The organism is Vibrio sp. RC586, assembly GCF_000176715.1.
Lineage (GTDB): Bacteria > Pseudomonadota > Gammaproteobacteria > Enterobacterales > Vibrionaceae > Vibrio.
In genome coordinates, this window is record NZ_ADBD01000010.1 from 354,600 (window position 1) to 366,375 (window position 11,776).

At 45.0% G+C, this 11,776-nt stretch carries 7 protein-coding genes; 3 read left to right on the top strand and 4 right to left on the bottom strand.

Annotated features, from left to right (window positions below; all coding sequences use genetic code 11):
• Window positions 1-2: 2 nt before the first annotated feature.
• The 3 genes from secD to VOA_RS06385 form a co-directional block, all read right to left on the bottom strand.
• Window positions 3-1,841, bottom strand: coding sequence for a protein translocase subunit SecD (gene secD, locus VOA_RS06390; protein ID WP_000745506.1), 1,839 nt, complete (start codon window positions 1,839-1,841; stop codon window positions 3-5).
• Window positions 1,842-1,886: 45 nt separating this feature from the next.
• Window positions 1,887-2,366: a hypothetical protein gene (locus VOA_RS0118415; protein WP_000281289.1), complete on the bottom strand. Its 480-nt coding sequence runs from the start codon at window positions 2,364-2,366 to the stop codon at window positions 1,887-1,889.
• A 76-nt stretch (window positions 2,367-2,442) separates the two neighbouring features.
• A complete protein-coding gene (locus tag VOA_RS06385; protein WP_009356053.1) occupies window positions 2,443-3,102 on the bottom strand; it encodes a hypothetical protein in 660 nt (219 codons plus the stop codon).
• A gap of 388 nt (window positions 3,103-3,490) precedes the next feature.
• Here VOA_RS06385 and VOA_RS06380 point away from each other — a divergent pair, with 388 nt between their 5' ends.
• Both VOA_RS06380 and glgC read left to right on the top strand, forming a co-directional pair.
• On the top strand, window positions 3,491-5,377 hold the full coding sequence (locus VOA_RS06380) for a GGDEF domain-containing protein (RefSeq protein ID WP_000557522.1): 1,887 nt from the start codon (window positions 3,491-3,493) through the stop codon (window positions 5,375-5,377).
• 202 nt (window positions 5,378-5,579) lie between these two features.
• Entirely contained in the window at window positions 5,580-6,803 is a 1,224-nt protein-coding gene (gene glgC, locus VOA_RS06375; protein WP_001154333.1) for a glucose-1-phosphate adenylyltransferase, read from the top strand.
• Window positions 6,804-6,944: 141 nt separating this feature from the next.
• Here the strand turns inward: glgC and VOA_RS0118420 are convergent, their stop codons facing one another.
• Window positions 6,945-10,079: a chitinase C-terminal domain-containing protein gene (locus tag VOA_RS0118420; RefSeq protein ID WP_001264245.1), complete on the bottom strand. Its 3,135-nt coding sequence runs from the start codon at window positions 10,077-10,079 to the stop codon at window positions 6,945-6,947.
• A 525-nt stretch (window positions 10,080-10,604) separates the two neighbouring features.
• On the opposite strand from VOA_RS0118420, the gene VOA_RS06370 reads away from it, so the two are divergent.
• Window positions 10,605-11,753 (top strand): iron-containing alcohol dehydrogenase, encoded by a 1,149-nt coding sequence (locus VOA_RS06370; protein ID WP_000545820.1) that lies wholly within the window; start codon window positions 10,605-10,607, stop codon window positions 11,751-11,753.
• Window positions 11,754-11,776: the final 23 nt, after the last annotated feature.

Here is an 11,776-nt window from a genome sequence, read left to right on the forward strand (position 1 = left end):
GCTTATACCCTCACATCACGACGTGTATCACGTCCCCAAACTAAGTTAATTAATGCTCGTGACGCGAGTACGCCACTAAACATACTGGTGAGCAAACCTAAGCCTAATGTCAAAGCAAAGCCTTGAATCGGCCCATTACCGATTGAATATAAAATTACCGCTGTGATCATAGTCGTCACGTTGGCATCCAATATAGTGCTAAATGCGCTATCAAAACCTGTGTCTATCGCTTGTGCAAAATTACGCCCTTCACTGAGTTTGTCTCGTATACGTTCAAAGATCAGTACATTGGTATCCACGGCCATACCGACAGTTAATACGAGTCCCGCAATTCCTGGCAGAGTCAACACCGCTCCAGGTAACAGCGCAATCAAACCGAGCAGACAAGCCATATTAATCAGCAAGGCAACGTTAGCTACCCAACCGAGACGGCGATACCAAAGCGCCATAAAAGTTAACGTCATTGCCATGCCAAGAGCCAAAGCCGCAAAACCGTTAGCGATATTCTCTTCACTAAGTGATGCCCCGATGGTTCGCTCCTCAACAATGGTGACGGGTGCGGTCAATGAACCCGCACGCAGTAACAATGCTAATTGCTGAGCTTCTTCCATTGAGCCAGCACCAGTAATACGGAATTGACTGCCTAATTGCGATTGGATGGTCGCAACACTGATCACTTTCTCACTGCGTACCGTTTCCCCACGTGCGTTGGTTTTGTACTCACGGTACACGGTAGCCATCGGCTTACCAATGTGTTTGCCCGAGAAATCGCTCATGATTTTGCCACCAGCATGATCAAGAGAAATATTCACTTCAGACATGCCCATGTTATCCACACCTGCGCGGGCATTGACGATATGCTCACCACTGAGCACAGGGCGTTTAGCCAGAACAACCGGACGTCCATTCTCATCTTCAAGGATCAAATCATCGAAACTGCGGGCATCCGTTGGCGATTTCGCTTCATAAAAAGCCAAACTTGCGGTCGCACCAATCACATTCTTTGCTTGTGAGGGATCTTGCACACCGGGTAACTCGATACGGATCGCATGCTCACCTTGACGTTGTACTAGAGCCTCAGTAATACCTAGCTCCTCAATACGATCACGCATGATTTTCAAGTTCTGCTGAATCGTAGCCGTTTGAAACTCTGACTTATTCTGTTGCGAGGGTTGCACTTGCAAATTATCTGAACCCTGACGAATGTCCCAGCCTCGATAATTTTCTTGCAAGTATTGGCGTACATGGTTTAGAGCTTTGGTTTGATCTGTTTTGACTTCGAAGGCATCGTTGCCAACCGCTTGTACAGTAACACCTCGTAAACGCTCTGCACGTAGCGAATCTTTTACTGCATCAATCATGCTATCGCGCTGTTCTTGAAATGCTTTATCGACATCAACATTTAACAAAAACTGCACACCGCCACGTAAATCTAGGCCCAGCTTGATGGGCGAAAAACCAAGATTATCAAGCCATTTTGGCGCAACCGACACGTAAGAATAGGTGATGGTGTCCCCTTCTTTAGCTAGGGTATCCAAAACATTTCTGGCTTGAGACTGATCATTTTCATTGGCAAAAACTAAGGTTGTTTTATCACCATGCTGGGTGATTTCATCAGCCTGAATATTTTGTTTACTTAGTAGTTGGGCAAGTTCCGGCAAATTCAGGAGAACACTTTTGACATCCTTGCTTTGCAATTGAATCGAAGGTTGTTCGCCATACCACGTTGGAATAGCACTTAAGGTAAGAATAATAATGGTTGTTACCAATACCACATATTTCCATGCAGAATAGTGGTTAATCAGGCGCTTTGACGCCTGCTTTTGTTCTCTTTTTTTCATAGTTTCCCTCTCAGCCTAAACTGAGTTATTCAACAAGTGACAATGTCACAGTAAATTTTGAATATGGAAACGTGGATATTGGCTATTGAGAGCGACATACATAGCATTGCTCTCTTTCCAACCTGCGAGTCGGTGGGTGGAAGTGAAAAAGTCGTAACTTCGATTGCTGTAGGAAACGGTAACGAAGAAGAGTCGAGTGAGTGAAGTGCCTAATTTAAGTTCATCATAATCAGAGTCAAAAGGCAGATCAGAACCACATCCCGTCAGAATACGCTGTGTCAGTACCTGGCGTGAGTGATTTAAAATAGCATAAGAACTATGACTAAGATTTGACTGTGAGCTGGGTATTGCTGGCTGCGGGGCAGGGCTAAAAAGCCAATCGTAATCAAGAGTCGGATTTCCCGAAAAGCCAGTGTCTGGACTTAAGGTGCTCGTGTCACTCTCTAGCGCATAGGCCAAAACCTGCGAAGGTAGCACCATCGCAAGTAAAGCAAACCAACACTGGATCAGGGCACGTAAGTACATGACTTATGTTCTCAACTCTTAGATAAGTAAGCAGTGTAGGCCGATGCTTAGTGAAGCTCAAGCGGAAAAATGTGATCTAACGATAGAAAATTTTTCCCGTTTGCACGTCAAGGTAGATCTTGTTTGCCTGGCTCAAGCCGCCGCAGTAGATAAAATACACGGGCTGTTCGCCAAAAGTGAGTGAGCGAACCCAACCGCCTAATTCTTCAAAATCTTTGGGGGAGCAACTCCCCTCTTTTAATAGAGTATCGGTCGTAGTCAGGAATTTTTCTTGATGTAAAAGAAAATCATCTGAACTTTCAATGTATCCCATCAACGTTTTCGTGCGTTCTTCAGGCGTGATCACTGGAGGCTCAACGGTTAATCCTTCTAGGGGGATCCATTCTGCAACTTCAGGGCCGCCATCCTCATAGACAAAATATTCCGAAATTCGCCCCCAACCTGCTTTTTTTTCTAATAAATGAACTTTGTCACCACGGTAAAGCTGCTTATCGACATCTGGATAGGCATTCAAATCTGGCTTATCTCGAATACTTAACGTAGTGGCATCAACATAAAAATCCATCACTTCTGGCTTGGCGGCAACAGCTGGAGTTGGGACAGAAGGTGCCGATTGAGGTGCAACTTCGTTGGCAAGTTTGGCTTTCTCCGCTTCAGCATCCATCTGTGGTTTAAGATAAAACAGGTAATACCCAGCACCCGCCCCACCTAATCCCAGCAATAATACAAGTAGCATCAGTATTTTTTTCATTTCCCTTGCTCATAAAACTCTAAAGACAATCCCATCAATATAAAAATGCGATCGACTTTGCTTTTCTTTTCAATATAGCGGGAAATTAGAGCAATACTTGATCATCACTTGCTCACTTAGTGCGCTAATTTGAAGCAAGAACACATTTGGTGGAAAAGCATGAGTAAAATCAAACCTGCCGTGAGTTCAATCAGAACGTGAAAAATTCGTAATTTACAATGTAAATGAAAACCAGAGCTGTGCGCCTAAAAGTTAGGCATAAAAAGCGTTATTCGGATACGAACCATGATCCAGTGCACGAAGTGAGATTTTGGAAGCGAAATCTCATTTAAAAATCGTTACATTATGCACTCAACGACTTATAAAATGACTTATGCATACCTCCGTCAGTAAATACTTTATTCAATTCACTATCGTCGCTTTCGTGCTGGGTTTCATCCCCGTACTATATTTCATACACGAAGCAAGTCAGCTAGAAACACAGGCCGTTAGCCAAGCCGAAAAACAGACACGATTACAACTTGAGTTTAGCCAGCATGATTTATTACAAATGTTACAAAAAGCTCGCCAGTCAACCCAAGTCTTAGCTCAAAGTGACACATTACTTGCGGCAGCAGATACACTCAACACCATAAATCTCAATCAGTTAAAAACCTTGTGGGATGTCACTCTGCGCTCCCAAGCCATTTTTTCCTCATTTCAATTAATTGATCAGCAAGGAAGAGAACAACTAAAAGCGATTTATGATGGAAATAACGTGGTGTTTGTTGAATCTGCGCAGACGATAAACTCATTTAGTAACGAGGTTTTGGCTCGGTTCACTCACCTGCCACCTAACCACGTTTGGGCGAGTGCATTAGCAATGAATTCTGGAGATCCATCTGGAGCTTTACCCGCGTTTCGTTTTGCTACAGGTATTCAATATCAAAAACAAACTTATGGCTATCTTGTCGTTACTGTCCAATTACAATCACTCTACCAACGGCTTTCTTTCGTCTATGATCAATTCGACTCACCCGATGTGATGAATTTAGCTGGAGAGCTTCTACTCAGTGAAAATACACGAACTAAAGGCCAAAAAGTGTTCTCTATACAGAGTTTCGCACAACAACACCCTGCACTCTGGCAAAAAATTCTCATCAAGCACCAAGGTTTTGCCCTTTCAAACCAAACTTGGTTCAGCTATATCAGAGTCGAACTCAACTCTGTATTGCCTGATTTTGAACCTCTGGTACTGATACTCAAAGTCAACAAAGAGCAGATTGATGAAACCTATGCGAATGCCTATTGGTCATTGCTCACGCGAGCAATAACGGTACTCTCTCTGCTCAGTATCATCGCAGCAGGCTTCGCCGCATGGAATATCAATCATTTAAAAAATAGCCTCGACAGTAAATTGGCGCGCGCTGCGATGGATGGAATGTCTGCAGTGGTAATCACAGACAAGAATAACCGTATTATCAAGGTCAATAATGAGTTTACTCGCCTTAGCGGCTACACCTTTGATGAAGTTAAGGGTAAACAGCCCTCAATATTGGCTTCAGGCCTACATAAAACTGAATTCTATTTGAACATGTGGCGTGCATTGCAAGATGTAGGAGTATGGGAAGGCGAAGTGATCAACAAGCGTAAAGATGGTCAAAGCATCACTGAAATTTTACGCATTCAAAGCATCCGAGATGAGAAGAATGTTATTCAGTTTTACGTGGCTTCTTTTGTGGATATTTCTCAACATAAGGCATTGGAAAATCGCCTACGCGAATTAAGCGAAAAGGACTCCTTAACCGACTTATGGAATAGACGTAAGTTTGATCAAACCATCCATCTAGAGTGTGCTAAAGCTCGCCGCTACCCTAGCTTAGTACAAAGTTGTTTCGCGATTGTTGATATTGACCACTTTAAACGCATTAACGATAGGTTGGGGCATGATGAAGGGGATCAAGTCTTGAGATCTGTCTCCGTGGCTATTCAATCTCAATTACGTGAATCTGATTTTGTCGCAAGAATTGGGGGGGAGGAGTTCGCGGTTATTTTTCCTCATACTAATATTGAAGAAGCTGAAATTGTTCTTAATCGAGTACGCACCTATATCTCCCGCATTCATGATGATGGAGTCACCATCAGTGGTGGTGTCACAAATATCTGCTCAAATCCCGACCAGACATATAAGCGAGCAGATCTCGCTTTGTATGAATCTAAATCCTCAGGCCGAAATCAAATTTCTATTTTGACTCATGCTGAAATGCACCACTTTGCATGATGCAAATCTCTTTTTTATGCCTGAATAATTAAGAGCAAGTTCACAGCTTGCGTGGATAGCGAGTCTGTGTTTGTCATTCTATTGTCATCTCTTCATCTAACTCGTTCTTCTTGTACTACGCTTCATACATTCGTATTAGATCACTTTTTCATTCATCGTGTACGCAATTTTTTGTCAAAAATGCAATTTCGGGAGATAAATTATGCAGGACACCTTAGCCGTTATTTTGGCTGGAGGCATGGGCTCTCGGCTCTCACCACTCACCGATGACAGAGCCAAACCCGCCGTTCCTTTTGGCGGGAAATATCGAATTATTGATTTTACCTTAACCAATTGCCTGCACTCAGGTCTACGGCGCATCTTGGTGTTAACCCAATACAAATCCCACTCTTTGCACAAGCATCTGCGTAATGGTTGGTCTATTTTCAACCCCGAACTGGGTGAATTCATCACCGTTGTTCCGCCACAAATGCGCAAAGGAGGAAAATGGTACGAAGGAACAGCCGATGCGCTATTTCATAATATGTGGCTACTGGCACGTAGTGATGCCAAATACGTGGTGGTTTTATCTGGTGATCATATTTATCGTATGGATTATGCCGCCATGCTTGAAGAGCATATTGAGAAAAATGCAACACTCACTATTGCTTGTATGGAGGTAGCACAACATGAGGCTTCTGCATTTGGTGTAATGGCAATTGATGAAGAATCTCGCATTACCTGTTTTGTTGAGAAACCTCGTGACCCACCTTGCATTCCACACAAACCAGATCACAGCTTAGCTTCCATGGGCATCTATATCTTCAATATGGATGTATTACAGCAAGCATTAAAAGTCGATGCCGAAAACGAACAGTCAACTCATGATTTTGGTTGTGATCTCATTCCTAAGCTGATTGAGACTGGCAGTGTGTATGCTTACGCATTTTGTTCAGGTAAAGGTCGCGTTGCTCGCGACTGCTACTGGAGGGATGTGGGTACCATCGACTCCTTTTATGATGCCAACATGGATTTATTACAGCCTGTTCCACCCATGAATTTGTATCAAAAAAACTGGGCGATCCGCACTTATGAGCAGCAGTACCCGCCGGCAAGAACGGTTTCCTCTGCCACGGGTAATGAAGGAATCTTTATTAATTCGATTATTGCCAACGGTGTCATCAATTCTGGGGGTTCGGTACAACACTCCATCATTTCTTCGAATGTGCGCATCAATGATTCGGCGCTGATTGTCGATAGTATTTTGTTTGATGATGTTGAAGTGGGCGAAGGTTGTAAGCTAGTACATTGTATTATTGATAAACACGTGAAGATTCCGCCCTACACAGAAATTGGCCTTAACTCGATTGAGGATTCAAAACGCTTTCATATTTCAGAACGCGGTGTTGTTGTCGTACCTGAAAGCTACCAATTTTTTAGTGAGTAGAAGTGAGCATTGAGAAGTGATGTAAAATCATCAAATACAAAGCCCACCAATCTCCACTCTCATAGTGCTAGTGCCCAGCGCTTTTCTAAATAAGAAACCCCGCAAAGCGGGGTTTCTTATTATATTATCGGATTTGGTCACTTACGCCTGAGGGCAAGTCACTTCTTTCCAGAACCAGTTAGTCTGTGTTGGTGTTTCCCATGAGCCTGGAGGATTTTGAGCTACGAAACATTTTCCGTTGTAAGTGACTGTATCACCTACTTTTACTGTTGTCGCTCCAGGAACCCATTGAATCACCGTACCTGTTGAACCACCTCCGGTATTGCCCCCTGTATTACCACCCGCGGAAAGATCTGCTACTGGTAAATCAGGCTGTTCAAAGGTGAATGCATATTCAACGTTGTTGATCTTCACTGAGTAGTTCGCAGGCCCTGAAATTGGCAGGTAGTACACCATATCCAATTCATAGGTTGAACCTGCAGGGAGTGACTTCCAAGCTGGCAGTGAGAACGCAACACGGTGCATTGTGCCGTCTAAGCCGCCGATGTTGTTGGCTCGTGTATGACCCGATGCAATCACTTTTAAGCCGCCGCCCGATTGATCCTTCGCGTTATCCGGTGCAGAAACAGGAATATCGAACTGGAATTCTGTACCTCCAGGGATATCAACACCTGTATTGTTCGTGAAGGTAATCTTCGGATTGATTGGGTAGTTTTGGTCGCCCACTTTGAAGCCACCCACTTTCACTGCAATATTCACAGCTTCCGTTGGAATTGCACCAGTAGCCACCTTATTACCATACGGTGTTGCGACTTTGAACTTGTCGTAGATCGCTTTAGTCATGGTGTTACCCATGTGGAACTCACCTTTGCCCGTTGCACACGCTTGCTCAGTTGGATCCACTGACGTACGTTTGCCGTTGGCATCAAGGTTGTAACAGCTGTAGTCACCCGCCAGTTCCCAGAACATGATACCGCCAATCTCTTTGTCGATAACGTAATCGGCTTTCACATCAATTGACTGTTTATCTTCAGTAGACAAGAACACTTTCTTCTCTGCGTTCCACAACCAAGGAGCAACCGCCACGCTATCATAGTTGCGCGTATAAGTACCAATTAGTGGTGTTGTGGTTGGATCGAGTTTGTAAGCTGCGGCGTATGAACCCCAAATGCCTTTTTCTAGGTTCTTCGCATGCCACATTGGGTTAGAGCCTGCGCCCATTTCGTCACCTGCAGCGTTAACGTCATGCCACATGTTGTCGATACCGGTTGCACCGTGACCACAGTTGTTTTTCTCCCCTTCACCAGTACCCGGTGCACAGAGATTTTGGTTAGGCAGTGCTGCACGGCCCCATAAGCCATTTTCACCACCTGTTACACCCTGCCAACCACGGGTGTAGTAAGGAACACCAATATTGATACGTCCTGCAGGCATTGAGCCGCGGAAGTAGTGATATGCCCAGTCCGTATTCAGATAACCGATACCACCGTATTGCGCTGTGCCGTAAACGTTCCACTGCGCCAACTCAGAGTCTTTGCCTGTATCGTAGAGCGCGGCGTTGTGACCAACGTGATCATTCCACGCGCCATGCAAGTCGTAAGACATGATGTTGACATAGTCGAGATACTTGGTGACATCGAAGGTTTCCATACCACGTAGCAGATAACCAGAAGATGGTGCAGCGATCGTCAGCATGTAATGGTGACCATCTTGTGCTGAAGCACGGTCTAGCTTGTCACGTAAAACGCGCATCAACTCTTGGTAGGAAGCCCACAGGTAAGCACGGCGTGGTTCCATCAGCGCTTTGTCATCTGGGTTTCCAGCACCCGCCATTGAGGTTGGGTATTCGTAATCGATATCCACACCATCAAACTTGTACTTACGGATCATCTCAACCGCAGATGCCGCAAATTTTTCAATCGCTGCGTGGTTGATGGAACCATCAGCATTGGTAGTCATGGTGTAGAAGCCACCGTCAGCCACACGGTTACCATTCGCATCAAAGTGACCGCCGGTTTCAGCCCATCCACCGATAGAAATCAGGGTTTTCACGCCGTATTTCTGTTTGTAAGTTGCCAGAGCACCAAAGTGGCCTTTAAAGCCTAGCGTTGGATCAATTTCAACCCCTGGCCACTCTTTACCAACGGCTGCGTTGTTTGGATCGTTCACATCACCGATGTTCACTTTGCCATCAGAGCCAATACTCACAAACGCATAGTTAATGTGAGTTAGTTGTTCCCAAGGAATGTCTTTAACCAAGTAAGCGGCTTGTGGATCATCCCCTGAGCGCCAGCTAGTGAAGTAGCCGATCACACGGCGTGGATGATCTACACCCATTTTCTCACGGCCATCTTCATCGTAAACCGTACAGTATGGAACTTGTACGCCTTCGGTTTGATACAGACCATCAGGGCGGCAGCTTGCTACCGGAGCAACACCATTAACGACCAAAGTTGCCAATGCAGAATCGGTGGTAGCCCCCAAGTTGTCGGTGGCACGAGCGTAGACCGCTAATGAACCGGCTTTGGTTGTCGTGTAGTTAAGTGTGTAAGGAGCTTTTGCCGATGTGCCGACGAGCGCACCACCCACATAAAAATCAACTTTAGCCACTGAGCCATCCGCATCGGCGGCATCCGCAGTGAGGGTTACTACCGCGCCCACATCCACTTTGGCGGCAGACAGAGCTACAGCAACAGTTGGGGCTTGATTCACGGGACCTGTGACCTCAGTTACCGTCAGTGTCACAGCATTTTTCGTGCTCACGGCACCTTTGTCATCAAAGGCTACCGCGCTAAATTCATGTGCACCTTTAGTCGCTGTCCAAGTTGCGGAATAAGGCGCTTTGGTGGCTTGACCAACCAATACACCATCTACTGAAAACTCAACACGAGCCACAGTGCCATCCGCATCAGCAGCATTAGCCGCTAGTGTCACCACATCCCCCACTTTGACTTGTGCAGTTGCAAGAGGTGCGGTCAAGGTTACGCTTGGTGCTTGGTTTGTTCCACCGGATGTAGTGCAAGAATCAAGCAGTTTCCATTGGGCATAGTTGCCAGAAAAGGTTTCAGGATCGTTGTTTTGAGTCCAGTAGTTGGCTTGGTAAGCATTGCCCTTGTGCTGCACTTTGGCACCACCGGTATACACCGCTGACGATTGCCATTCAGGTAACGCCGAGCAATCTACCGCAGCATAGCTGCTAAAAGCCATTAAACATGAAGCGGTTAAAGTGCTTAATGTAAAAACACTCTTTCCTGCTTTTCCTTCGAGTACACGCATTTTTGTTCTTCCCTTAAGTTATTGTTTCAATAATTAAATAAAACCACGTCGACATGGGTTCACTTAAATTCTTGTGTAAAACAACTTTAGAATAGCGGGATAATTTGGCACTCAGAAAAGTGTGAATTTTAATAATGACTCGCAAACGAGTGTCTGATTTATGCAAATCAAAGCGAGTTATTTTGCATCAACAACGAATTACTCATAAATTTTTCACCATAAAAAAAAGCCCCGTTTTTCAGAACAAAATACGGGGTTCAACAATTTTTTTGTGACAATTGTTCCTAATAGGGACCTCAAGCCTACAACTATCCTTTATGTTATAAAAGAGTAAATGATCATCTACTCCCGCTCCCTCTTTTGCATCTCTTTCCCTATTTATTGCTCATTTCACTACTTGAGACACAAAAATCACCTCTCAAATGACCTATTTTGCACAACACATACGTAATAGCATTCACAATAAACCCGAGTCTGCTGGCATTGCTATTGCCAAGAAATAACCATACCCATGAGGTGAGTAAGATGCATTTTAGCTACGTAAACCCAACCAAAATCCTTTTTGGTCAGGGCCAAATCGACAGCATTCGCCGAGAAATAGCGAAAAATAAAAAAATATTGCTGCTGTACGGTGGTGGATCAATCAAACGTAATGGCGTTTATGAGCAAGTCGTTCAAGCATTGGGCGAACATGAGTGGGTCGAGTTTTCAGGCGTTGAGCCTAATCCAACGAAAGAAACATTAGATAAAGCGGTAGAAATGGTTAAGAACCAGCAGATCGACTTTATTCTCGCAGTAGGAGGTGGTTCGGTCATTGATGGTTCGAAATATGTGGCCGCCGCTGCGTATTATGAAGGAGATGGTTGGGATATTTTGACAGGGCAACACACTGTGCAACAAGCAACACCGATCGGTGCGATTTTGACGCTGCCCGCAACCGGCTCTGAATCCAATACTGGTGCAGTGATCACCAAAGCGGAAACCCAAGATAAATTGGCGTTTCTCTCTCCCGCCGTTCAGCCACGCTTTGCGGTACTCGACCCTGATGTGATGAAAAGTCTACCTGAACGCCAACTGGTGAATGGTTTAGTCGATGCTTGGGTGCATGTTTGTGAACAGTATTTAACTCTACCTACTCAAGCCATGGTGCAAGAAGGCTATGCCGAAGTGCTGCTGAGAAACCTGTTAACCCTTGGCGCAGAGTTTACGAATCGAGACAATGATGCATGGCGAGCCAATCTGATGTGGACTGCCAATCAGGCTTTGAATGGTTTGATTGGTGCTGGAGTGCCTCAAGATTGGGCAACGCATATGATCGGCCATGAGCTGACTGCATTATGGCATGTAGACCACGCTCGTTCGCTAGCAATTGTGCAACCTTGGCTGCTACGCAATCAACTGGAGCACAAAAAAACCAAACTCGAACAGATGGGTAAAAATGTGTTTGGGTTACCACAAACCGATGATTTAGCGGAAAAAACCATTGCTGCCATTGAAGCCTTTTACCACCAATTGAATGTTGCGACCCAATTTGGTGAACACGGCATGGAAAAAGATGCCGCTGTGGATGCAGTGCTGCAGCAGTTAACGGCTCACGGTATGCTCAAACTTGGCGAGCAAGGCAGTATTACCTTGCAAGAATCGCGCAAAATCCTTGAACACGCTTTGTCTTGAGTCTAGATCAAACAGCACTACTG

Coding starts and splice junctions, on each gene's coding strand:
- secD (WP_000745506.1), bottom strand. CDS start 1,841: ATGAAAAAAAGAGAACAAAAGCAGGCGTCAAAGCGCCTGATTAACCAC.
- VOA_RS0118415 (WP_000281289.1), bottom strand. CDS start 2,366: ATGTACTTACGTGCCCTGATCCAGTGTTGGTTTGCTTTACTTGCGATG.
- VOA_RS0118420 (WP_001264245.1), bottom strand. CDS start 10,079: ATGCGTGTACTCGAAGGAAAAGCAGGAAAGAGTGTTTTTACATTAAGC.
- glgC (WP_001154333.1), top strand. CDS start 5,580: ATGCAGGACACCTTAGCCGTTATTTTGGCTGGAGGCATGGGCTCTCGG.
- VOA_RS06380 (WP_000557522.1), top strand. CDS start 3,491: ATGCATACCTCCGTCAGTAAATACTTTATTCAATTCACTATCGTCGCT.
- VOA_RS06370 (WP_000545820.1), top strand. CDS start 10,605: ATGCATTTTAGCTACGTAAACCCAACCAAAATCCTTTTTGGTCAGGGC.
- VOA_RS06385 (WP_009356053.1), bottom strand. CDS start 3,102: ATGCTACTTGTATTATTGCTGGGATTAGGTGGGGCGGGTGCTGGGTAT.